Genomic DNA, 25,209 nt, shown 5'->3' with positions numbered 1-25,209 from the left:
TTTGTCTTTATGATTACTTTTTCATTTGGCATTATAGCCTCCAAGCGTTTCAGAAGTCACCGTTTTAAGATAAGATAGATTATGCAGCACTTCATGCTTTGCTGTGTATTCTTTTACTAGGAAGACTAGTTATGGCATTGCTCCTATAGATTGTTTTGAAGAAACCTCTCTTTTTATGAAAGGAATAACACAAGATTTATTGCATACGATTATCCTTATAAAGTTATAAGCTGTCATTATTCTATTAGTTTTCAAATAACTAAAATCCCTTTCCTTGAAAAGGCTTATAAAAGAGTTGTTGTATCTTAGAGCTATTGTATTGTTTTCATTTTGCTTGTTATGTACAAGCAAACAGTTTTTTTGTTTATCATTAAAAGGTCTTGAAAAGAACATTCTCCTATCTTTATAAATCAAAGGAATGTTACACAAATCTAAAGATTTAGATTAATGTATGATTTATTATGATGAGATTTCCTTAATAAATTAATTTATAATGATAATTTATCGTTTCAAATTCTGTGTATGTTAAATTAATCAAAATTACTTACGGATGTCGTTGTGAAATGGGCTTAGGAGCATTGAGAAATGTTTCTAAAAAAGCCATATGAATGTGCAAAATAATGATGTTCTGTTCTTTATGAGAGGACTATAAAGAACAAGATAAACAAAAGTGCAAAGCAATACAATAATATTCATTATTAAAAAGATATTGCTTTAGTTCCTTTTGAAATTCGTAGAGCTGAGTTGAAAGAAGAGGGTAAAACTGGAAATTGTTTTTACCTTTATATCTTTATATTTTCCCTAAATGAGAATGTATACTCGTCAATATGCACAGATATAGGAAAATATTTTTGTTCCAATCTAGTAAAATTACAATAGCAGAGAAAATACTAAACTGTTTTAATATTTGTTTTAAATACCTAAAATGGATTGTGGCATTTTTAGAAATTTTTTTACTTGTATCATATAAGCACTCTTATTATATTAAGGAGGATTTTTTGCATAAGATCTATGAAGAGTATCGTTTTTATGAAGCTATGGCTTCATGTAAGGGGATAACATTTTCTCCTTCTCTTTCTGGTTGTTTGATTGTTAAACCACTTGCCTTTAAAAAATTAGAGAAACGTCCTCCTTTATCGATCAATTCTTGAAAGTTTCCTTTTTCCATTAAGTAACCATGTTCCAGAAAGAGTATCACATCAACATTGCGTACTGTTGAGAGGCGATGTGCTATAATAAAAGTAGTGCGGTTATGGCGTATGCAATCGAGAGCATCTTTGACACGTGCTTCTGTTTCAACATCAAGAGCGCTTGTTGCTTCATCTAGAATGAGAATAGGGGCATTTTTTAAAACAGCGCGTGCAATTGCTAGTCGCTGTTTTTCTCCACCTGATAATTGAGATCCTCGTTCGCCCACCATTGTGTTATAACAATCAGCTTTTTTTAGAATAAAATCGTGAGCTTCTGCTATTTTTGCTGCTTCATAAAGTTCTTCATTTGTTGCGCTCGCTTTTCCTATTGAAATATTGTCATAAATAGTGCGGTTGAAAAGACCTGAGTCTTGAAATACTGTTGCTAGAGACTTGCGTAAAGATTCGCGATTGATCGAGCATATATTTATTCCATCAATGGAGATATGCCCAATGGTAGGGTCGTATACGCGCTGCAACAGATTGATCAATGTTGTCTTCCCAGCCCCTGTTGGTCCTACAATCGCAACAGTTTGTCCTGCTTTAACCTCAAAGGAAATATCAAAAACGCCTTGAGAAGAATTTGGAAATTTATAGGTCACGTGATGAAATTGGATGGCGCCTTTAACATTTTGGAGGGAAGGAAGATTTTGTGGTTCGTTGGTATGAAAGGTTGAGTCTTCCATTTCAAAAAATTCTTGCAGTTTTGCTTGTGAGGATATTGCACAATTAATGAAATTGCTCATTTGGTCTAGACGACTAATCATGAGTTGTGCAAATCCAACAAAAGCAACGATTTCACCTACTCGTAATTGACCTTTTGCAACAAAAAAAGCTCCAAGGAGAAGAACACAAACGATTGAAATTGTTGAAGCCATTCGATTTAAGCCACTGGCAAGCGCCCACCAATTAAGAACAGGATTTTGTGCTTTAAGCAGAGCATTTGTATGTTGATGCAGTATAGAAGTTTCTTCTTTTATTCGGTTATAACTTTGTACAATGGAAACATTAGAAATTGAATCACTGACATGTTTAAAAAGGTTGTGGTGGTAGCATTCTACAGCGGCTTGTCCGTCTTTTGTTTTTCGCATCACTAAACGTGCAATTAATACGTAGATGATGGCAAGCACAACCAAGACTATTGAAAGACGCCAATTCATATTAAACGCTATGGGGATGAGAACCAATAAAGCGACAAGCGTTGAGAGGTGTTGGCGCATAAAATCAAGCCATATGGTTGACATGGAATCTATTGCGCGCAAAAGTGTATGGAGTGCGTTGGAAGTTCCGCGTTGTTGATGCCAAATTAAAGGCATGGCAATGATACGTTCGAAAGATTCCGTTAAAACCGTTAAGCGACGTCTATGGGCTAAGCGGTCAGCACCGCGAGCAACAAGGACATAAGCAATAATATGTGAAAGTCCAAAACAAACCCAAAGGGTAAGAGTAGGAATGATAGCTGATTTTTCTGAAATAGAATCAATAACACGTCCGAATAAAATAGGTTCTGCAATAGTGATAATAGCTAACATAACATTAGCGGTACAGATTAAAAGGGATGCATTTTTTTCTCTATTTAGGTAAGTGAGAACACGTGCATAGGTTTTGAATAAGGACACGGTTAATTATCTCCATTCGCTATTAAGCGTAAAGGTTGTTGATTTTTACTACGCTTAGTTTTTAGCTAATAAAATTTGGACGTTAAGAAAAGGCAATTTTGGATACTAACTGTAATATGGTGTGATAAAGCCAACTAAAATATCAATTTTTGTGTTTATAAAGGCGCAAAAATAGATCAATAAAATTATCAGGTAAAAAATATTGGGCAGAGAAAATTATCAGGTAAGGGAATTTTCATGGCAGGCGTAGAAATAAAAAAAGTTGAGGCAGATGAAAATGGAATGCGCTTGGACCGCTGGTTTAAAGTGCATTACCCTGGGCTTGGTTTTGGAGCTTTGCAAAAATTGTTGCGTTCTGGTCAGATACGGGTTGATGGTGGACGTGTTAAAGCTGATACGCGTCTTTGTATGGGGCAAGCTGTTCGTATTCCACCTCTCCCTATTAATGACAAGGAAAATCTTTCAATAACGGATAAAACACTTCGTGGGCAGGATGATGAAACCGTTTTGAAAAAAATGCTGCTTTATGAAGATCCAAAGGTATTTGTTTTTAATAAACCAGCTGGGTTGGCTGTACAAGGAGGCTCTGGTTTAACACGTCATATGGATAGTATGCTTGAGGTATGGCGCAATAAAAAAGGTGAAAAGCCGCGTTTGGTTCATCGTCTTGATCGTGAGACGTCGGGGGTGCTTATTGTTGCGCGATCAAGGGGAGCTGCTCAGTTCTTAACAGCTGCTTTTAGAGCGCGAGAAACAAAAAAGACTTATTGGGCGTTGGTTCGGGGCGTGCCTAAAAAAAAGCAGGACAAAATTTCAACGTGGATGGTTAAGGAAATGACTGCACAAGGTGACAAAATGCGTGTTTGTGAACATGGGGAGCCAGATTCACATCATGCGGTTTCCTACTATCGCGTTTTAGACACGCGAGGGCGGGCTCTTTCGTGGCTTGAAATGGAACCCTATACAGGGAGAACACATCAGCTTCGTGTGCATGCTGCCCATGTGGATCATCCTATCATTGGCGATACAAAGTATTTTTTTTCTGATAGTAATTGGACATTACCAGGAGGAATTCAAAATCGTCTTCATCTTCATGCACGTCGTATTCGTATTCCTCATCCTTCAGGAGGAATATTGGATATTGTTGCACCTTTACCGCCTCATATGGTCCAAAGTTTTAATCTTTTGTCTTTTAATGAGAGTGATGCTGAAACAGAGTAAAGAAACTTCATTTGTTCTTTTTGATTGATACAAATTTTGTCTATAAATTTTATAAGATGAATAGGGCATCATTTGAAGAAAATTTTTGATAAGTAAATTGCTATGAGAAAATTGTGTTTTTGAGTGATGAAATTTTCGAATATCATAAGTTTTCTTTCTACAGCTCTTTATCCATATAGATTGTATTGTTATTTTTGGATATGGTGTGTTATTTAATAATCTGAGCTGGTGAAGCTGCTCCTTTGAATTATCTATAGAGGTCATATATTGGGGAGGCGTGTCTGTTGAGGGAGATGAGTTAGATAAAATCTGAAAGATATTTACTAAAATAGTGAAGGCGATTTTAATTTTTTCATGGGAGATAATTGAGGCATTTTATAGTAATGCTGAGGAAAAGTAGCCTCTCAAAAAATTCCTGTTGTCAAGGAAGTTTGTTCTGTTATCAAAGTGATTTGATAGGCTTATAGTATAGATTTATGCTTTGTATCTTTGCTTATACAATGAAGTTTTATGAGAAAAGTTCTCCTTTCAATGAGCAATTATTTTTCTACTTACTTAGTTTATTCAAAAGATTATCTTTCATAAAAGAAGAAATAAGTTTTTAGTATCTTAATGCTTCATTGAAGTGAACTCATCACATTGAAAAATATCTATACAAAAAATTGGAGATAAAACGTCAGGTGCGTTTTATTGCTCTAGGGAGGGCTTGAACACTTTTGTTTTTTCTAGTGAACAAAAACAGATAGTTATTATGGGAACATTTAAAGGGGAGATAAGTTGAAATTAGGAGTGACGGATGGGATCATTATTGATTGACGTTAATAACGTCTCAAAAATATATCGCAACATTGACAGAGGAATTGGTTTTAAAAACAAGGTGGTTTCTCTCTTCAAGCCGGTTTATACAAATCATCATGTGTTAAAAGATATGAGTTTCACTCTCTTTTTAGGGCAATCATTAGCAATTCTTGGCCCTAACGGAGCGGGTAAATCAACACTGATTAAAATACTTTCTGGTATACAACATGCTGATGAGGGATGTATTAAAGTCCTTGGTGTTGATCCTTATAAAGCGAAGAAAGATCTATTCAAGTCTTTGGGTGTGGTCTTTGGTCACAAGAATTGTTTGTGGTGGGATTTACCTTTACGCTACAGTCTGGATATGGTTCAACCATTATATGGTCTTGAACGCGCTTCTTTTACTCGTGATCTTAAAGAGATCACTGAGTTGCTGGGTCTTGAGCATATTATGGATAAGCCAGTGCGGATGCTTAGTCTGGGTGAGAGAGTGAAAAGTGAATTGGCATTTAATCTCTCCTTTAGACCTAAACTGTTGTTTCTCGATGAGCCAAGTATTGGTCTTGATATTACATCTAAGCATGAAATCAGGGAGCTTCTTAAAAAACTGAAAAGGGAGCGCGGCACTGGGTATATCATCACGAGTCATGATATGGGAGATATTGATGGATACGTCGATGATATTATTCTCTTGCATAAGGGAAAGAAACAGTTTCATGGCAATCTTCAGGCGCTTAAAAATGTCATTCCTTCTTTGGTGAGAATGACACTTTTTTGTGAACACTTGGCTGCACCTTCAACTGTTGTAGAAAAAATTGATGAGATTGCGTTGAAATTATCTACTCCTTTAAAGGATAAGCACTTTAACACTGAAGAATGCTCGCTGGAGATTTCGCTGCCTCGTGAGGATTTTGCGCATTTTGTACGCGAAATTACAACCGAATTGAACTGTACGTTCTCTGTATCCACTCCCTCGCTTGAAGAGATGCTCCGTGTTAAATTTAAAGAATTTATCTAACCACTGCTTTGGCATGTTTCTTTTTGCCAAGAATGGATTACTCACTGTTCTAAGTGATAGAGCAATGTTTTTTACCGACATTATCATTGGAACACTTTCGCCATTTGTTATTCAATTTCTATTATGGAATGCACTTTTCTCTGATATGGGCAACACCATAAATGGCTTTAGCTTTCATGATATGATGTATTATTATGCTTTTTCTTTAGTCCTAGGACGCTTAAATAATGGTTATAATGTGATTAAGTTTTTCTCTCATCATGTTAAAGAAGGTCAATTAGAAGTATATCTTACAAAGCCCTTCAGTTATATGACACAAATGCTTTTTACTTTTTTAGGGGAGAGTGTATTATATAGCATCCCGTTATTGGCTCTTTTTGTTGTTAAGCTTGTTTCATCCTATGAAAACATTCTGGGATTGGTCATCGCTTTTCTATTCTTTTTTCTCATTGTTATTCTATCACAATTGCTTTGTTTTTTACTCTCTTTTGGAATTGCCTTATTAAGCTTTTGGGTGATTGAGTACAATATATTACTCTCTTTCAGTATTCTTAGTTCAGCGCTTCTTGGGGGGGGCTTTTACCACCATCTTTTTGGCCGGTGTGGCTTATTCCGCTTATGCAATTTAATCCTTATCGTTTCGTGATCTCAGCTCCTGCCGAGTTTTTTGCGACGCAAAATTTAGCGTTGTTTCAGCAGTTTATTTTCGGAAGTTTTACTTATATTTTGTGTTTTTTATTCTTAATTTATATTGCTTGGAATAAAGGGATGAAAGCATATAATGGAGCGGGTGGTTGAGATGAAAATAATCCTTCATTTTATCAGTTTGAATATCCGCCGACAGATTGTTTATGGTAAGAATTTGGCTGGGGAGTTTATTCTTTCTCTATGCTATTATTTTATTCAATTCATATTTATTGATAGAATATCTTCTTTTTCAGGAAAGATCGGTAACTATAGCAGAGATGAAATCCATTTTATCTTTGTTGTCTTTGTTTTACTTGGAATATTTTTGAATATTTTTACTAATTCTATTGAAACGTTTTTTGAAAAAGTAGCGGATGGTAAAATTGAACCATACTTGATAAAGCCCGTTTCAATTTGGTTGTTGATGTTGTTTGGTTGGTGTAAACCTCTTAATCTGATCAAGCTCTTTGTTCTTTATGTTAGTGCCTATTTATTTGTATCATTACCGAATATATCCGATCTTAAGCTAAGATGGATCTCTTTTATTGTTGCAATATTTTGTGTTTTTATCGTCAATATTTGTTTTTTCATGATGTTTAATTTTGTAACATTTATTATTAGCCGTAAGATGCCTGTCGAATATTTTCATGAAATGATTTACGAGCTGTCATTTGTACCAATAGGCATTTATCCTTTAAGCATCGTAAAATGGCTTTTGTTTATGCTTCCTATGGCTTTTTCTGCTTCTTTGCCCGTTTCACTGTTATTTGGTAAAGGCGAATGGAATATTGGATATCTTCTGTTGAGCGCTTTTCTTTTTATTGCCATGACTTTCATGAGTTATAAGAAAACAATGCGTAAATTTAATGGATTAGGGGGATGATATAAAAGTCAGAAAGTTATAATCGTGGAAGACAATGAACTTTATTAAAATTATTCCGCGTTCTTGTAGAAACGAGTGGCTGTGAAATCGTTGAAATGTGTAATGTCCTTATGGCATTAGATTTGGCGCGTTCACCAAAAGTTATCTCTTATTGTATCTGATTTAGCTTTTTCAATCAAAGAGCTAAGCTGGAGTTTACGCTATTTTTTTTACTGGGACAGCTATTTCTTCTCAATTTATAATAATGCAAAATAATTTTATCAGAATATTTCAATAAAGTATTTTTTTGTTTTTTGTAAATTTTAAAAATATTTATCTTACTGTACTATACAAAAAAATAAAAACAATATGTGTAACTAAAAAACAACACATTAATATTTTTATAATGTAATAACATAGTAATATTTATGATAATAAAGCTAAAATTATAATAAAAACAATAAAATAATTCTAATTTAATACATTTTAGCATTAAATTGTATAATATAAAAACACAAATAAAACAATTGACAAACTTAAGATAAATATGTAACGGATATAATATAATATAAAAATAGCAATTAAAATAAAATTATTAATTAAAGTTTTGTATTATATTTTTATTATAAGAAGATAAATATACGTTATCGATAGATGATGTAATGTTTTATATTTAGAGGGGGGTAAAGAAAAATTTATTTTATTAAACATTGTAATAGGTGGTTATGATGAAAATATTTAAGCATTGTATAGTATGTGTGGTTGCAGTCGCTATTTTCTTTTCACAGGTTTTAGGAGCCAATGCCGATTCTTTAAATGGTAGATTTCAAAATGCTGGTTTCATTTCTGTAATGACACAGGAAAATAGAGTTATTAAAGCTGTTGATATGATTATTAGCCAATTTGGAGGACAAGGGGCTGAGAAAAATGTCCAAAAAGTCGCGGGTTTAATGGGGATGGAGGCAGCGATTTTTGGTTTAATCGCATATCTTGTATATTTCTTTACTAGAAAGCCACCGAGTCCTAGCAGAGAGACAGGTGGAAGAACATTCGATGCTTTTGCTCATAGTGCATGGGCTTTGAATTAAAAGATATTGTACTTGATTAACTTTGAATTATTCTTTTGTTGAATATTTCATATAACTAAACCGTGATATTTAATCATGGTTTAGTTATATTTTACTCTTAATGATGTTGATTAGTTTATCCTTAAGATATTTTTTTGGGTAAGGCAATATATGGCACATTAAATTTAACTAATCAGCTATTTTAAAGGTTACTTAAATTTTTCCCTCTTCAAAATACACATTTGAGCTAAGTTTGTGGTTGATATTTTTTTATGATGCGAATGTATTAATTGAGATATCCATGAACTTTGCATATCAACTCAAAAAATACAGGGGATCACAATCTTACGACTATTTGTGGGTTTCATTCTTATGAAATGAAAAAGCATAGTGATGAGTATTATAAATGTTTGCGTAAAAAGCTTTTATTGGAAGCTTCTAGTCTCTTTGTGGTTTACAATTCATTTTATCATTTTATCTTAAGCAAAGAGAATGTGGATTCATTTCTATTTCTCTATTTTATCTGAGAAGGGTGGAGTTATACGAATGTCAAAAAAAGTCATGATCGTGGAAGATAATGAGCTTAATATGAAGTTATTCCGTGATCTTGTAGAAGCGAGTGGTTATGAAACCGTTGAAACGCGTAATGGTCTTATGGCATTAGATTTGGCGCGTTCATCAATGCCATCTCTTATCCTTGTGGATATCCAGTTGCCAGAGGTCTCTGGAATAGATGTTATTAAACAATTAAAAGGAGATGAAGAACTAAGATCGATTCCCGTTGTTGCTGTAACAGCCTTTGCTATGAAAGGGGATGAAGAGCGAATTCGTGCCAGTGGATGTGAAGAATATATGTCAAAGCCTATTTCTGTCCCTCATTTTATCACAATGGTAAAGCATTTCTTGGACTAAATTTTGTTAAGTGATGATAGAAAAAGACATTGAAAAGCTTATGAGATAACTAAAGTTATATTACAGATATTTTTTGATCTACTTTTTTAGTTCTTGTTTAAGGAGAATCTGTTGTTTTGCATTCTTGTTTTCTTCTAACAGATATAAATTTGTCTCTACGAAAGGTCTGTTTTAGCAGTTAAAAAAAGCCCCGTTTTTGTCCGAGGCTTTATGCATTGTACAAAAAATGAAATTAACGCTTTGAGAATTGGAAAGAACGACGTGCTTTTGCTTTACCGTATTTTTTACGTTCAACAACACGACTATCACGGGTAAGAAAACCACCTTTTTTCAAGATTGAGCGAAGTTCTGGTTCGTAATACGTTAAAGCTTTGGAAATGCCATGGCGCACTGCACCGGCTTGTCCGGAAAGACCACCACCTGCAACGGTTGCAATAATATCAAACTGGGTATCCCTGTTTGTTGCAACAATTGGTTGACGAAGAATCATTCTAAGAACAGGACGAGCAAAATATTTGTCAAATTCCTTATTATTGATCGTGATTTTTCCAGAACCTGGTTTAATCCATACGCGTGCAACAGCGTCTTTACGCTTTCCTGTTGCATAAGCACGTCCTTGTGAATCAAGCTTTTGCACGTGGACAGGAACAACATTTTCATGTGTTTCTGTAATACTTGTTACTATGCTAAGCTCAGAAAGAGAATTAATTTCAGCCATAATCAAGCAATCCTTTTGTTTTTGCGGTTTAAAGCACCAACGTCAAGAGATTCAGGCTGTTGTGCTTCATGTGGATGTTGGCTTCCAGCGTAAACACGTAGATTCTTCAATTGACGGCGACCAAGGGGACCACGAGGAATCATGCGCTCTACCGCTTTTTCAATAACGCGTTCGGGAAAACGCCCCTCAAGAAGTTGACGTGCTGTACGTTGTTTGATTCCACCAATATAGCCGGTATGCCAATAATATTTTTTATCCGTATATTTTTTGCCAGTGAGAGCTATTTTATCTGCATTAATGACAATAACGTTGTCACCATCATCAACATGTGGAGTAAATGTAGCTTTATGTTTGCCACGTAAGCGGTTAGCAACAAATGTGGCAAGACGACCTAAAACAAGGTTTTCTGCGTCAATAATAACCCATTTTTTCACCACTTCAGTTGGCTTTTGTGAAAAAGTTGCCATAGAAGTATCCTTTATTAGAACCCTTTTAATATAAGGGAATTTTTACTGTTTTGCGTTGAAAATTGTTACCATAGCGAAATATTTAACGCATACACCTTACTCTGATATAATGTCTTTTGATTGACGTCAAGAGAAAATAAAAACTTTATAAAACAACATGTTATGATAAAGGTATTATAATACCTCATTAAAAGAAGTTTGTGGACAATTTAAACTTAAAATGAATGTTGCAAAAGACTATTTTATCTTTAACGTATGATTGTATTTTATCGTTCTCCATTATAAAATGAGCAATAATGCAGTGGTCTCGTTACTTTCTCAATGTTGAATCTTCTGCTTGTGGTCAAGCTTGGTTAGATGCCCTTGATGTCAAAGGGATAAATAATGCGCGTGCTATTTCTCAAAAATTTGGTTTTCCAGATCAGTTAGCTCGAGTACTTTCAGCAAGAGATGTGGATGAAGCTGAGGCTGTTGCTTTTATTAATCCAACATTACGTACGCTTATGCCTGATCCAGAAAGTTTTAGGGATATGCAATGCGCTGCAGAGCGCATTGTTAAGGCTCTTCTCAATCAAGAACAGGTTGCTGTTTTTGGTGATTATGATGTTGATGGTGCTTGTTCTTCGGCACTCATAGCGCGTTTTTTTCGTTATTTTGGTATTGAAGTCAAAATTTATATTCCTGATCGTATTGTTGAAGGCTATGGTCCGAATGAACAAGCAATGAGGATGCTTGTGCAAGAAGGTGCTCGGTTAATTATCACTGTTGATTGTGGCGCAAACAGTCCAGATGCGGTAAAAGCAGCGAGGCTTGCTGGTGCTGATGTTGTGATTTTAGATCATCATCAAATGTCAGAGATTCATCAAGAAGCCGTTGCTCTTGTCAATCCTAATCGCCCTGATGATTTTTCTAAACAGGGGCATTTATGTGCAGCGGGCGTTGTTTTTGTTACGTTAGCTTGGGTTCATCATTTACTGCGGAAAAAACAATTCCAAGGGCAGCTGCCTGATCTTTTAAGTCTGCTTGATCTTGTTGCATTGGCAACCATATGTGATGTCGTCCCATTACAGGGGGTTAATCGTGCTTTTGTGATAAAAGGGCTTCAAGTTGCTCGTTCTATGCATAATCCAGGAATAACAGCTTTAACAAAGGTTGCACGAATAGGGGAGCCGCTTAATAGTTTTCATTTAGGTTTTTTGTTAGGCCCTAGAATTAATGCAGGAGGGCGCATTGGTGATCAAGCTTTGGGAGCACGTTTGCTTAGCTGTGAGAATAAAGATGAAGCGGACAGAATAGCAGAACAATTAGATCAGCTTAATCAAGAACGCCAAGAAATGGAGAACATTCAATTAGCACAAGCGGAATCTTACATTGCTTCTCTTTATCAAGATCAAGAAATACCCTTGTCACTTGTAATTTCTCATAAAGAATGGCATCCGGGAATTATTGGTATTCTTGCTTCCCGTCTCAAAGAGCGTTTTTTTTGTCCTGTTTTTGCTATTGCTTTGAAAGAAGATGGAAATGGCGTAGGGTCGGGACGCTCAATTAATGGTATAGATTTAGGGGCACTCGTTCGTGAAGCTGTTACATTAAATTTATTAGAAAAGGGAGGGGGACATAGTATGGCCGCAGGAATTACAATTCAATCAACAAAAATTGAAATCTTTCGAAAATGGTTAGAAGAAAAAGTTTCTTTAAGGGTTTCTGAGTTGCATGCTAAAAAGTCTCTTAGTATAGATGGTTCTCTTTCTGCTTCTGGTGTTAATGAAGCACTGTTTGAGTTGCTTGAAAAAGCAGGGCCATTTGGGACAGGGAATGCAACACCTGTCTTTGTTCTTCCCTCTCATCGATTGGTGAATCTATCTGAAGTTGGTAAAGGACATCTTCGCCTCATTGTATCTAATGTTGAAGGAAAAAAACTGCAAGGAATAGCTTTTCGTGCTGTAGGGACATCTCTTGGTGATTTTCTTTTTGAAAATATTGGTGAAATGATTCATTTAGCTGGTCATCTTAGTTTGAATTATTGGAATGGAACGACCAATCCGCAACTGCGTGTGATTGACGCAGCCGCAGTGGTTTGAAAGGGATATTTTTTACATTAGATGTCTAGATTAGAAGCAAAAGTAGAATTTTCTTGTATGAAACGAAATCGTGCTTCTGGTTTTGTTCCCATGAGACTTTCTACAGTCTTTTTCGTTTCTTGCATTTCCACGGCATCAATAGAAACACGAAGCAATGTACGTTTTTGAGGATGCATAGTCGTTTCTTTAAGTTGTTCCGCGCGCATTTCACCCAGCCCTTTAAAACGCCCGATTTCGATTTTAGCTTTTCCAGTAAATTCAGTTTTGAGTAATTCATCCTTGTGAATGTCGTCACGAGCATAAGCAACTTTTCCTCCTTGCGATATTCTATAAAGGGGAGGGACGGCGAGATATAAATGTCCCTGATGAATAAGGTCAGGCATTTCTTGAAAGAAGAAGGTAATGAGCAGTGACGCAATATGAGCACCATCAACATCAGCATCTGTCATGATGATAATACGTTCATATCTGAGATCTTTTTCACGATACTTGGAGCGTGTTCCACATCCAAGAGCAAGGATAAGATCGCTAATTGTTTGGCTTGAGTTCATTTTTTCATGTGCAGCACTGGCGACATTTAAGATTTTACCACGAAGAGGTAAAATTGCTTGGTTTGCTCTATTTCTTGCTTGTTTAGCAGATCCTCCTGCAGAATCCCCTTCAACAATGAATAGTTCAGCACCTACAGCATGGTTCTGGCTACAATCTGCAAGTTTACCGGGCAGACGTAATTTACGGACAGCAGTTTTTCGACTTATTTCTCTATCTTGGCGTCGTTTAACACGTTCTTCAGCACGTTCAATAACCCAATCGAGAAGTTTTGTTGCTTCTTGCGGGGAATTTGCTAACCAATGATCAAAAGGATCGCGGATTGCATTCTCAACGATACGCTGTGCTTCAATGGTCGCTAATCGATCTTTTGTTTGTCCAACAAATTCAGGGTTACTGATAAAGACTGAAAGTATTGCGGCTGTTGAAATCATAATATCGTCAGACGTAATAATTGTTGCGCGCTTGTTTCCTATTAACTCAGCGTAGGATTTCAATCCACGCAAAAGAGCTTGACGTAATCCTATTTCATGTGTTCCACCTTCTCCTGTAGGAATCGTATTGCAGTAAGATTGCACACAAGAATCACCACCATGCCACGCGATAGCCCATTCAACGGAGCCATGGCCATTATTTTGTTGTGTTTTGCCAGAAAAAATTTCTGATGTTACTCGATATTCATCTTTTAGTGACGAGAGTAAATAGTCTTTAAGCCCATTGGGGAAATGAAAAACAGCTTTTTCAGGAATATTTTCTGCGCCTTCAAGTATGACGGGATCACAAGTCCAGCGAATTTTTACGCCACCAAAAAGATAAGCTTTGGAGCATGCCATCTTATAGATTTTTTCTGGATCAAAAGCTGCGTTTTCACCAAAAATTTCACGATCAGGATGAAAACGAACGCGCGTACCACGACGATTATAAACATCTCCCAGATCTTCCAATCCAGATTGAGGAATGCCGCGTGAGAAACGTTGGCGGTAAAGTTTTCGTTCTCGTGCAACTTCAACTTCCATATCATCAGAAAGAGCATTGACAACAGAAATCCCTACCCCATGAAGTCCACCTGCAGTTTGATAAGCCTTTCCATCAAATTTTCCCCCTGAGTGGAGTTGTGTCATAATAACTTCAAGAGTAGATTTCTCAGGCATTTGAGGATGATTTTCGACAGGAATACCACGTCCATTATCTGTAACGGTTATATAACCGTTCCTATCTAATGAGACCTCAATAAAATCTGCATAACCCGCAACAGCTTCATCCATCGCGTTATCAATAATTTCGGCAAATAAATGATGAAGCGCTTTACTGTCTGTTCCACCAATATACATTCCAGGGCGTAAACGTACGGGCTCTAAACCCTCAAGCACTCGAATAGAGAGGGCATTATAGTCATCTTCTTGCGTATCTTTTGCGCTTTTTTTTGAAATCATCGCTTTTGATTTCATTGGAGACTGCAGAGTGTTTTCTTTTGTATTTACCCGAGATGGGGCTTTATTTAAAACACTAAAAAGATCCTTTTTGTTATCGCTCATAGCGTTTAACTATCTACCTCATAAAATAAAATATTTATTAAAACGATTTTATGCCTGTTTTTTATTTAAAAATCAATGCACTTAGGAAACATCAATTGTTGGACCGAAAATTTGTTCAAAGGCGTGTTTGAGAGCAATATCAATATCATGCATTGTTACAGGGTAACCTAGATCCAGAAAGCTTGTTACACCGTGGTTTTTAATTCCACAAGGAACAATTCCTGAATAATGGGCTAAATTAGGATTAACATTGATAGAAACTCCATGAAAACTTATCCATTTGCGCACTCGAATGCCAATAGCTGCAATTTTATCTTCGGAAGAAAGATCATTTTGTTTTGATGGGCAATGAGACTGTTTAACCCAGACACCAACTCGATCTTCTCTGCGTTCGCCTTTAATATTAAAGTTTGCAAGCATCTGTATGATCCATTCTTCTAATGCACTAATAAAAGCACGAATGTCTTGTTTTCGGCGTTTAAGATCAAGCATGATATAAGCAATACGCTGCCCTGGACCGTGATATGTGAATTCGCCTCCACGTCCTGCTTCATAAACAGGGAATAAATTAGGCGCCAAAAGATCTTTTTTATTTGCACTCGTCCCTGCTGTATAAAGGGAAGGGTGCTCAAGAAGCCAAACCTGTTCATGCGCGGTTTTTGCAAGAATTTTTTCTACACGTTCTTGCATATAACGCAGAGCTTCAGGATACTCAACTAGATGATTACTTATCTTCCATTCAACGGGTGGATTTCCTAGAATTGCATTAAAATGATATGATAAGTTATTACGATCCGTATGTTTTAATTCAAATGTCATTGGTAATATTTATCTTGATGTTTGAGTTTGTATTATAATCAGAAAAATAAAAAAAGAACAGGATTAAGAGATAGTTTATAAGAAGTGCAATGAATTTTATTAAAAAAATCGTTATGCTCGTTTTACCATCTTCCTGTTGCACCGCCACCACCTGATGATCCACCACCACCTCTGAATCCTCCTCCCCCTGAAGGTCCGCCAAAGATTCCACCAGAACCTCTACCGCTCGCATTTAAGTTTAAAAACCAAGGTGTGAAGACAATACCCAGCCAAAGATACTTTCGTGGACCTATTTTTTTACCAAAAATCATAGCAAGAATGGGCAAACAAATGACTATAAAGAGAATGAGAAACGTGATTGTATTTGTAATCATTTCTTCTTTTTCAGCTTGTTTGCGTTGTTCTTCAACAGCTTTAGCTTTTTGATTGATTCGAAAAGAAAAATCAGCATCACTTTGTGTGATCACTTTGATAATTGCGTGAACGGATTCGACAATTCCTTTTTGATAATTTCCTTCACGAAAATTAGGAATCATGAAGCTATTAATAATGACAGAGGAAATGGCATCTGTTAGTTCTCCTTCCAGACCGTAGCCTACCTCAATACGTGCTTTGCGTTCATTTGGTGCAATGACGATTAATATGCCGTTATTGATTTGTTTTTGACCTAATCTCCATGTACGAAAAAGAGAATTGCTGTATGTCTCTATATCATTGCCCGAAAGAGTAGGGAGCGTCACAAGAACGATTTGATCTCCTGTTTTCTCTTCGAGTGTAGCTAGCTTTTCCGTTAAATTTCTTTGTGTTGCATGATCAAGTAAATGAGCCATATCGTTGATATAGCCGGTTAAGGGAGGAAACTTAGTGTGTGCGTAAGTGACATTCCCCAATGCAATGATCAAATATAGAATACTCAAAGGAACCCATAAACGTAGAAAAATACGACGTTGTATAGAGTGTTGAAATATTTTCATTAATTAAAATTAACCTTTGGTGTTTGTTGGCTATCAGTATCGATGGTAAAAGTAGGCATAGGTTTAGCATCACGAAACCATAGCTTTGCCCAAATCATCGTCGGCATTGTTTTGAGAGCAGTATTGTAAGCACGTACTGTTTCAATATAATCGCGGCGCGCAACGGAAATTCGGTTTTCTGTTCCTTCTAATTGTGATTGAAGAGCAAGAAAGTTCTGGTTTGCTTTAAGATCCGGATAGTTTTCGACAACAGCCATAAGCCGCGAAAGGGCACTTGATAAATTTGCTTGATTTTTGAGATATTGCTGCATAACTTCTGGATTATTCAACATATCTGCATTAATGTTGACTTGCGTTGCTTTGGCACGTGCCTCAATTACATTTGTGAAAACGCTTTGTTCATGAGCTGCGTAAGCTTTAACTGTTTCTACAAGATTGGGGATGAGATCTGTACGACGTTGATATTGATTGAGCACTTCACTCCATGCTGCATGTGCTTTTTCTTCATTTGTTGGTATCGTATTAAATCCGCACCCACTTAAAAATGGCACTAACCATGCCAAAAAAATCACGATTGAAAATTGTTTTAATATTTTAAACATTGAAGAAGTTTGTACATTTAACATAAAGATGTCTCCACAGATATTTTATGTATTATATAGGGTTTATCTTCTTGCTGGAAAGTATTTTGAATTTTATCAACAGGCATATTTATCAATAAACTGACACCTCTATGCGTTTTAGGAACGCTTAAGTGACTTGTTGATATTAAAATAATAGCGGTAATATAGAGGTCATCTTATAAAAGATCAATGATATTCATATAAATTATTATTACAGGAAAATATATTATTTTTATAGTATTTTTGTTTCAAAACATGCATATAATAATTGGGAAAGGGGAAAATCCTGTGATAGAAAGTGTTCAACGGCAAAGTGAAAAGTTTGATGGATTGGCTAATGATTATGATCGTTATCGTCCTCGCTACCCCCTAACTTTATTTAAAACCATGCTCCATCCTTTTAAGAACAAAAAGCATTTGTCCATTGTGGATGTGGGGGCTGGGACAGGTATCGCACTAGAGGGAGTTGTTAATTTTTTAGGAAATGAGCACCAATATCATGCTATCGATGTATCGGCAGATATGATTAAGAAGGGGCGAAGAAAATTTCCTACGGTGCAGTGGTATCAGGGGCGTGCCGAAGACCTATTGCCTCAAATTGGTGAGGTCGATCTTGTCATTGCAGCGCAAGCGTTTCAGTGGATGGATCGTCCTAAGTTGCTTTGTTCTGTTTCAGATCAACTTCGAGTCAATGGTGTCATGGCTGTTATTCAAAATAATCGTGATTTCAAGCATAGTGAATTTCTAGAGGCTTATGAGACATTGTTAGAGAAAATGAGTCCGAACTATTCCCGGTATTATCGTAATTTTGATTTTTTACAGGAAATGAGTGATGGCTTTGGGGTAGATCCAGAAAAGATTTTTTTCCATACGCACAATTGGACGATGATGATCCCATCTGAAGCTTTTATTGGAATGAGCCGCTCTTCAACGCAAGCGCAACGTGCTATTGCTTGCTATGGGGAAGAATATTTGCGGCAATTGGTTGCATTGACAAAGAAATATGAAGTGCAAGGTAATTTGGAGCTTTTGTATCGAAGTGAGCTCTATATGTATGCAGGATAATCTGATATCGATGATTGCTTTTGCTCTTTTAGCACATCAGAGTAGGCGGTATTCAGGAGATTAACGTATTATTAAGGTAGATTTTGAGGGGGAGAGTTTTTTCTTCTTCAGCATTCAAATTGACATCTTATTACATATTACATCTTATTTTTATTGTTCACTTTATATGAGAGAGTTTTAAATAGAAAATTTATGAACTAAATTATAGCATCGGAGTGCTTTCTTTACTGTAGTTTAACAACAGATTATTTTATAAAAGGGGAAGAGGTAGATTGAATAGAAATATTTGATAATTCTTTGTTTTTACGCTTATTTCTTATTATTAAATGAGAGTTCTTAAATTTTGACAAAAATAACTGAAAAAATACAAAAATTATCATAATCAGAAATTTGCAGAAAAAGGGTAATGGCTTGGAAGAATCTTTAAAAAAACTAATTCTGAAATTATCTCTAAATTCAGATTCAATATAACAAAAAAGTAAAATATAAATATGTTATATGAAGCATTTCTCTTTTTAAATATATAATATAAAAACAATATGTTAATTAAATTTTTTGATATAAGAAAGCTTCTTTTATTTTTATTTTAAATAACGGGTTAGTTCGAGTCTTGTGTGGTTTTATTGAAGATGTACTTTTCAGGTTTCAATCTGGCGCTTTAAATACAATTTTAGAAGTGGTAAATAAGCTTAATTTCTTCTATGTTGTGATATGTTAAATAAGTTTTTTAATTTTCTATAGAGTTTAATTTTTGCAATCATGATAGATTGTGACAGCTATCTGTCTAAGATTTTTATAAGTTTAGTAGGAATAGCTTAATGATATATCCATATGATAAATTCATTGAGTCCTTCGTCTTTACGCTTCATACACAAGAACAAGTCTGCACCATCACACAGTTTATCATTTCCCAATGTTGCGACAGCCCTTGAGACGGTTCATAAGAGGGGTTTTAGTTCTTTTTTGTACAGTTTTATCCATACGCCAATCTCGCTTATGACGTTCAAGCGAATGGTTTTGATTAATTCAACATACACAGATTTAGAATGGGAGAATCTTAAGATGTTCGGATCTCTTATCAAATTCAATATAAATAATGCTAGATTATGATTATAAATTAATGCGTTATCTATTTTTGAAATCCATGACCTTGGTTGTGCTTGTCAATATTTCATTTATCGTCAACTATTCTACTTTTGGATAATGACTCCATCGTAAGGAATACCTTTAAGAAAGTATTCTCGTTTTAAAGAGTCGTTATAGTTTTTTTGTTTTATAGAAGGATCAATAATGCTAAACATTACGCTTTGATTAAAAAAGAAAGTAAATTATGACTATTATACTAAAACCAAGCGAGGTGACGCTTAGTGAACTTGAGGCTATTTATTTTAATGGTGAAGTGAGTAAACTTCATAATGATACGCATTTAGCTATCGAGAAAGGGGCTCAGCGCATTGCTGAAATTGCTGCTGGAAGTGAGCCTGTGTACGGTATTAATACTGGTTTTGGGAAGTTGGCTTCCATTAAAATTGATGCGGACGATGTCGCTGTTTTACAGAGAAATCTTATTTTGTCCCATTGTTGTGGGGTAGGAGAGCCTTTAGCTGAAAATATTGTGCGTTTGATAATGAGCTTAAAGCTTATCTCTTTAGGAAGAGGAGCTTCAGGAGTTCGTCTAGAATTGGTAAATTTGCTGGAAAATATGCTTGCAAAGGGCGTCATTCCTGTCATCCCTGAAAAAGGGTCTGTTGGTGCTTCAGGTGATCTAGCTCCACTTGCTCACATGGCGGCTGTTATGATGGGAGAAGGAGAAGCATTTTTTCAAAATATTCGTATGAGTGGAGCGGTTGCATTAGAGAAAGCGGGATTGTCCCCTATTATTTTAGAGGCAAAGGAAGGTCTAGCTCTTATTAATGGGACTCAAACATCAACAGCCCTTGCACTTGCCGGTCTTTTTCGAGCTTATCGGGCATTGTGTGGTGGATTGCTGGCAGGAGCTTTGACGACAGATGCCATTATGGGATCAACGGCGCCATTTCATCCTGATATCCATATTTTACGAGGACATTATGGGCAAATTGCCGTATCGAAAACATTAGAAAAGCTTGTAGAGGATTCAGAAATTCGTGCAGCACATTTACGGGGTGATGAGCGTGTACAAGATCCTTATTGTATACGTTGTCAGCCACAGGTCATGGGGGCATGTTTTGATATTTTGCTGGCAGCAGCAAAAACACTGATTATTGAAGCAAATGCTGTTACAGATAATCCATTGATTTTAAGGAATGGTGAAGTTGTATCAGGTGGGAATTTTCATGCTGAACCTGTAGCGTTTGCTGCTGATCAGATTGCTCTTGCTTTATGTGAAATAGGATCTATTTCTCAACGGCGTATTGCTCTTATGGTTGATCCAGCAGTTTCTTATGGACTTCCAGCTTTTTTAGCGCATAATGCGGGTCTTAATTCAGGTTTTATGATTGCTGAAGTAACAGCAGCAGCTTTAATGTCTGAAAATAAGCAAATGGCCTATCCTGCTTCCGTTGATTCAACACCAACTTCAGCCAATCAAGAAGATCATGTTTCAATGGCTTGCCATGGAGCTCGTCGGTTATTGCTAATGAGCAAAAATCTTTTTACACTTATTGGCATTGAAACGCTTGTTGCAGCACAAGGAATTGAATATCGTGCACCTTTAAAAACAAGTACTTTTTTGCAATCTGTTATGGAATGTTTACGCAAAAATGTTGCTTCTCTTAAGGAAGATCGCTATATGGCTCCAGATCTTCATCAAGCACATATACTTGTGCGTGAAGGGCACTTATTATCTGTTTTACCAGAAACAATTTTTCCTTCATTAAGTTTTCAATAATATTTATTTTAGGGACAATGATGAAGGGCGGATATTGAATTTTGAAACTTCCTCATATGAAAATATAGAAGATCAATACTATATTTAAATTATTTAATAAATTATGTATTTATTACTGTACATATATGTTGTTTGTAGCCAAATAAATATTTTGTTATTTTATAGTGATCTGGATTTATCATCATAATTTTATAAAAACTATAAATTTAAAATACATATACTTTCTGATTTCTATCAAATTTTTTAATATAAGTTAAATAATATCCACAAATTATATATTGTAATATTATATTTTATGTATTGTATTAAGTAAAAAAATTATTGTATATTATTCTTATTTTTTAATAATTTATGAATTTTATAGTTCATTTTTGATATTTTAAATAAAAAAGGAGAAAGAAATGGTTAAAAGTGCTAGATTATGTGTTTTAACAACAGTTCTTTTTTTCTCTCAAATTCTCGAGATTCATGCAAATTTTAGGAGAGGTGGCTTTCCAGAGGAAGTTTTCATTATGATAGTGGACCAAGAGAAAGAGCCTCTTATTTCAGCGAAAAACAAAAGTTTTATTGCTATCTCAGGGCAAACTTCTATAGGTAAGGAGAATGCTATCATCGGACCAACAGTCAAAGATGCTATTTTAACCGTATATTTTTTTCATTGGAAAGCTTGTAGTTAAGGCAGTTGGAGTCCTTAAAAGATGGGCTGTAGATACCCTTTCTCATACTTTTGAAAATTGGCGAGATTCGTATTATCATTGATTGAGCTGTTCAATTGGTGTAAAAGGTTTGTTTTCTGGACCCAAAGAGAGTTTACTTAAAGTAACAAAAAATTAATTGTACGCATAGTTAATGCGTTTGTTATGAATTTTTAGGCTTTTATTTCAGTGCACTGAAATAAAAGCCTAAAAGTTTAGATTACATTAAGGTTAATTTTCTCTGTAAAAAACTAGAGAATACGAAATGAATTAAATGACAATTACAAAAAAATTCATTATCACTTTATTTGAATAAAATAATACGAAATTGCAGGCTGTAAAAGCTAGATAGTTCGCAATAAAAGTATTTTTTCATTGTTTAGAGCAAAGTGTTGGACTGGCTGGTCTTCAATGTTTTTTGAAATATATTTGTGAAAGAAACATGAGGCTTTATTTCTCATAGAGCTATTATCGTGGTGTGGATTGTCAGCATTTCAATAAAGTAAGGAAAGAAATGGCAATAAATGAACTGAAAAGAGGGATGAGTAAGCGCCAAGTTATTTTTTTAGCTCTTGGCTCTGCTATTGGAACAGGTCTTTTTTATGGGTCTGCACAGGCAATTAAGCTTGCGGGTCCCAGTGTTTTGATTGCCTATTGTATTGCTGGTTTAGCTATTTTTATGGTTATGCGGGCTCTAGGAGAGATGATACTTCATAATCCATTACCTGGTTCTTTTGCTCGTTATGCGGCAAATTACATATCACCATTAGCAGGTTTTTTAACGGGATGGACATATGTATTTGAGATGATTCTTGTTGGTTTGGCTGATATTACAGCTTTTGCGACTTATATGGGGTTTTGGTATCCTGATGTTGCTCCTTGGGTATGGGCACTGAGTATTACATTAATCATTACAGGTATTAATTTAGCTGCTGTAGAAGTCTATGGTGAACTAGAGTTTTGGCTATCTTCTATTAAAGTTATCGCTATCATTGCAATGATTATTTTAGGAATAGCAATTATTTTTTTTGGGTGGGGTGAAGGTGCAGATTTTTCTACCGTTACTGTTCATAATTTATGGAAAAATGGTGGTATTTTTCCCAATGGTTGGTTTGGTTTTTTAGCTTGCTTTAGTGTTGTTGTTTTTGCTTTTGGTGGTATAGAAATCATTGGGATGGCAGTCATGGAAGTTCAAAACCCTCATCAAACAATTTCAAAGGCAATTAATTCTACTCCAGTTCGTATTTTGCTTTTTTATGTCATGACGTTAGCGATTTTAATGTCACTTTATCCTTGGAATGAGATTGGTCTTATGGACAGCCCTTTTGTATCCATTTTTGAAAATCTTGGGATTTCATATGCGGCAAATATCTTAAATATTGTTGTTGTTACAGCGGCTATTTCTGCAATGAATAGTGGAATGTATGGTGCTTGTCGCATGATACATGGTTTATCGCAGGAAGGTTATGCTTTAAAGAAGTTTCAATATTTATCAAAAAATGGTATACCGATTTTTGTTATTTTGATGATTTTCGGTATTTTTCTTCTTGGTGCTGTCCTTAATTATTTTTATCATGAAAAGCTTTTTTTTCTTATTGCTGCAATGGCAACATTTGCGACAGTTTTTGTTTGGATGATGATTCTACTTTCACAATTTTTTATGCGAATTAAGATGCCTAAAGAAGCACAGAATGGTTTAAAATTTCCAATTCCATTTTGGCCAATAGGATCGATTTTTTCTATTTTATTTATGGTTTTTATTTTTATTCTCTTATGGTATTTTGATGAGACACGGCCAATTTTAATTATAGGTTTTAGTTGGATTGCTTGGCTTGTTATTTGTTTCTATGCACTTAAACTTTATAATTTTAAGCAAAAGAAACAGCAATAAAATGTGAATAGAGATAAAACTCAAAACAAATAACTGATGTCATCAGGAGAACAGTTGTTTGATTGTTATACTCTAAAGATTAGAACAATTGAGATTGAAAAAAATCTGCTCGTTATTATTTTGCTTTGGAAGTTTTTGTGAGCCATTGCTTATGCTAACGGCCAAATCATATAAATATTGGGCATTTTTTTATGGTGAGCTTTGAAATCAATATAAGTCTTTCATGTTAAAATGCTTAACAATGCAAATAGATTTTAATAGAGACAAGATTATAGGCAGATATCTTTTTCTAAACGTATTAATGGAGTTCTGTTTTACAAGGTAAGTTATTGTTTTTATTATTTTATAAGCTCTTTAAAAAATTTGTTGTTTAAATTTTGTTGTTTAAGAAACTACTATTGCTTTTAGAAGCGAAGATAAAGTTCTAGATGTATTCTCTCGAAAAGAAGGGTTGGAGTCTTCTGTATCCTTTAAAAGGATATTTGAGTTGTTATGGGGTAAAGGGGAGAAGTTTTTTATTGTCTATTATTTTTTCTCAAAGAGGATTGGCGTTGGTAGAAAATAGTGAATAATCAAAGTCATTGTATCATTGCGTTTGCAAAAACTTCAATAAAGAGCAGTAAGGTATCACAATAAAATTTCATTAGAAGAGTAAATTAAAGAGAACAATGAACGTGTGACAGTTTTACGATTCTTGTTGTTATTGCGAGAAAAAGAGCAAGGATCTAACTTATTTTTTATAATATTGATACGGGATAATTTTTATCACAAGTGGAGAAGGACAAAATGCACTCCGCAACTGTATTGTGGGTCATAGTAATCATAGTTCAAGTACACAGGAAGAGCACACAGGCTTTGGCTTTCAGATTGAAAAGAGCAGCAGCGGGTGCTTCTGTTGTGGGTGCGAGTGCGAAAGACACTGGCGATCAATAGGAAAATAGCTCCGTTCAATCCTATTTCAAAGCGCAGAGAGGTGCAGATTATTGCTGATCATGATGTAAACATGTAAGCCGACAAATGTTTCAGCGGAGTGTGATGTCAACGTTGATGCTGGAAATAATATCACGCTTTCGGAAAACTATGATATCTCTAAGATACAAGAAATGCCTGAAAAGTCCTTTGTTGGTGTGACAGGATCTGTCAATGTGGGCATTCTTGGTACCATAAAAGATGTAAGGGGCGCAGCCAAACGTTTTGATTATAGAGATGTAAAACACAAAATCGATAATAGTTTGATTGGCGGGCTAAATGGCAATATAGTCGCGATTGTTCGTGCACGTAGCCCCCCAAAGTAAAGGATTGCGTGACTTTAAAAAGCGAGATATCCACAATATAGCAAAGAAACAATATCTATCTTTTGGGAACAGCTTATAAGGCTCTATCGATAGAAAATCTATTATATGTCGTAAATGATGGCGAAAAAGGTCGTGTTTACCTACAAAACCATTTACTTAACCCCATTGGTATAGGATTTGGTCACAATCCACCTACTTTTTATAAGGTATCCTTGGAGTTTCCCTATATATTATTTCCACCAGCAATTCCCATG

At 35.3% G+C, this 25,209-nt stretch carries 19 protein-coding genes; 12 read left to right on the top strand and 7 right to left on the bottom strand.

Going from position 1 to position 25,209, the window contains the following annotated elements; genetic code table 11:
* Positions 1–1,027: 1,027 nt before the first annotated feature.
* Positions 1,028–2,809 (bottom strand): glucan ABC transporter ATP-binding protein/ permease, encoded by a 1,782-nt coding sequence (locus tag ACFIKJ_RS05490; protein ID WP_375670333.1) that lies wholly within the window; start codon positions 2,807–2,809, stop codon positions 1,028–1,030.
* A 237-nt stretch (positions 2,810–3,046) separates the two neighbouring features.
* On the opposite strand from ACFIKJ_RS05490, the gene ACFIKJ_RS05485 reads away from it, so the two are divergent.
* The 6 genes from ACFIKJ_RS05485 to ACFIKJ_RS05460 all read left to right on the top strand — a co-directional run bounded on the left by ACFIKJ_RS05485 (position 3,047) and on the right by ACFIKJ_RS05460 (position 9,374).
* The gene (locus ACFIKJ_RS05485; RefSeq protein ID WP_375626030.1) at positions 3,047–4,030 is read left to right on the top strand and encodes an RluA family pseudouridine synthase; all 984 of its coding nucleotides are present in this window, start codon (positions 3,047–3,049) and stop codon (positions 4,028–4,030) included.
* A gap of 796 nt (positions 4,031–4,826) precedes the next feature.
* Positions 4,827–5,846: an ATP-binding cassette domain-containing protein gene (locus tag ACFIKJ_RS05480; protein ID WP_375626979.1), complete on the top strand. Its 1,020-nt coding sequence runs from the start codon at positions 4,827–4,829 to the stop codon at positions 5,844–5,846.
* Complete coding sequence (locus ACFIKJ_RS05475) at positions 5,821–6,492, top strand: ABC-2 family transporter protein (RefSeq protein WP_375651825.1); 672 nt, start codon at positions 5,821–5,823, stop codon at positions 6,490–6,492. The genes ACFIKJ_RS05480 and ACFIKJ_RS05475 overlap by 26 nt, the downstream gene beginning before the upstream one ends.
* A 135-nt stretch (positions 6,493–6,627) precedes the next feature.
* A complete protein-coding gene (locus ACFIKJ_RS05470) occupies positions 6,628–7,416 on the top strand; it encodes an ABC-2 family transporter protein (protein WP_375651826.1) in 789 nt (262 codons plus the stop codon).
* A gap of 707 nt (positions 7,417–8,123) precedes the next feature.
* The gene (locus tag ACFIKJ_RS05465; RefSeq protein ID WP_375626025.1) at positions 8,124–8,483 is read left to right on the top strand and encodes a hypothetical protein; all 360 of its coding nucleotides are present in this window, start codon (positions 8,124–8,126) and stop codon (positions 8,481–8,483) included.
* 525 nt (positions 8,484–9,008) lie between these two features.
* Positions 9,009–9,374 carry a response regulator gene (locus ACFIKJ_RS05460; protein ID WP_375626023.1) on the top strand — a complete coding sequence of 122 codons (366 nt, stop codon included), beginning with the start codon at positions 9,009–9,011 and terminating at the stop codon, positions 9,372–9,374.
* 232 nt (positions 9,375–9,606) lie between these two features.
* On the opposite strand, the gene rpsI is transcribed toward ACFIKJ_RS05460, so the two are convergent.
* On the bottom strand, positions 9,607–10,092 hold the full coding sequence (gene rpsI, locus ACFIKJ_RS05455; protein ID WP_015856545.1) for a 30S ribosomal protein S9: 486 nt from the start codon (positions 10,090–10,092) through the stop codon (positions 9,607–9,609).
* 2 nt (positions 10,093–10,094) lie between these two features.
* Positions 10,095–10,559, bottom strand: coding sequence for a 50S ribosomal protein L13 (gene rplM, locus ACFIKJ_RS05450; RefSeq protein ID WP_015856544.1), 465 nt, complete (start codon positions 10,557–10,559; stop codon positions 10,095–10,097).
* Between the two features lie 296 nt (positions 10,560–10,855).
* Here rplM and recJ point away from each other — a divergent pair, with 296 nt between their 5' ends.
* Entirely contained in the window at positions 10,856–12,640 is a 1,785-nt protein-coding gene (gene recJ, locus ACFIKJ_RS05445) for a single-stranded-DNA-specific exonuclease RecJ (RefSeq protein WP_375626021.1), read from the top strand.
* 17 nt (positions 12,641–12,657) lie between these two features.
* Here the strand turns inward: recJ and parE are convergent, their stop codons facing one another.
* The 4 genes from parE to ACFIKJ_RS05425 form a co-directional block, all read right to left on the bottom strand.
* A complete protein-coding gene (gene parE / locus ACFIKJ_RS05440) occupies positions 12,658–14,724 on the bottom strand; it encodes a DNA topoisomerase IV subunit B (protein ID WP_375653890.1) in 2,067 nt (688 codons plus the stop codon).
* Between the two features lie 81 nt (positions 14,725–14,805).
* Positions 14,806–15,543 (bottom strand): lipoyl(octanoyl) transferase LipB, encoded by a 738-nt coding sequence (gene lipB / locus ACFIKJ_RS05435; RefSeq protein ID WP_375626017.1) that lies wholly within the window; start codon positions 15,541–15,543, stop codon positions 14,806–14,808.
* 122 nt (positions 15,544–15,665) lie between these two features.
* Positions 15,666–16,517: a TPM domain-containing protein gene (locus ACFIKJ_RS05430; RefSeq protein WP_375626015.1), complete on the bottom strand. Its 852-nt coding sequence runs from the start codon at positions 16,515–16,517 to the stop codon at positions 15,666–15,668.
* Positions 16,517–17,143, bottom strand: a complete 627-nt coding sequence (locus tag ACFIKJ_RS05425; RefSeq protein WP_015856539.1) for a LemA family protein — start codon at positions 17,141–17,143, stop codon at positions 16,517–16,519. Before ACFIKJ_RS05425 ends, ACFIKJ_RS05430 begins: the two co-directional genes overlap by 1 nt.
* A gap of 252 nt (positions 17,144–17,395) precedes the next feature.
* On the opposite strand from ACFIKJ_RS05425, the gene ACFIKJ_RS05420 reads away from it, so the two are divergent.
* The 5 genes from ACFIKJ_RS05420 (at position 17,396) to ACFIKJ_RS05400 (ending at position 24,955) form a co-directional block, all read left to right on the top strand.
* Positions 17,396–18,205 carry a class I SAM-dependent methyltransferase gene (locus ACFIKJ_RS05420; RefSeq protein WP_375626968.1) on the top strand — a complete coding sequence of 270 codons (810 nt, stop codon included), beginning with the start codon at positions 17,396–17,398 and terminating at the stop codon, positions 18,203–18,205.
* Positions 18,206–19,535: 1,330 nt separating this feature from the next.
* Positions 19,536–21,074 carry a histidine ammonia-lyase gene (gene hutH, locus ACFIKJ_RS05415; protein ID WP_375670332.1) on the top strand — a complete coding sequence of 513 codons (1,539 nt, stop codon included), beginning with the start codon at positions 19,536–19,538 and terminating at the stop codon, positions 21,072–21,074.
* Positions 21,075–21,475: 401 nt separating this feature from the next.
* Positions 21,476–21,751 carry a hypothetical protein gene (locus ACFIKJ_RS05410; RefSeq protein WP_375653888.1) on the top strand — a complete coding sequence of 92 codons (276 nt, stop codon included), beginning with the start codon at positions 21,476–21,478 and terminating at the stop codon, positions 21,749–21,751.
* Between the two features lie 532 nt (positions 21,752–22,283).
* Entirely contained in the window at positions 22,284–23,660 is a 1,377-nt protein-coding gene (locus ACFIKJ_RS05405; protein WP_375670331.1) for an amino acid permease, read from the top strand.
* Between the two features lie 1,103 nt (positions 23,661–24,763).
* Positions 24,764–24,955 (top strand): hypothetical protein, encoded by a 192-nt coding sequence (locus tag ACFIKJ_RS05400; protein ID WP_375653886.1) that lies wholly within the window; start codon positions 24,764–24,766, stop codon positions 24,953–24,955.
* Positions 24,956–25,209 lie beyond the last annotated feature (254 nt).

Source organism: Bartonella sp. PS7NMGDW (assembly GCF_042193585.1).
Classification (GTDB): domain Bacteria; phylum Pseudomonadota; class Alphaproteobacteria; order Rhizobiales; family Rhizobiaceae; genus Bartonella; species Bartonella grahamii.
This window is presented reverse-complemented; position numbering and strand designations above follow the sequence as displayed.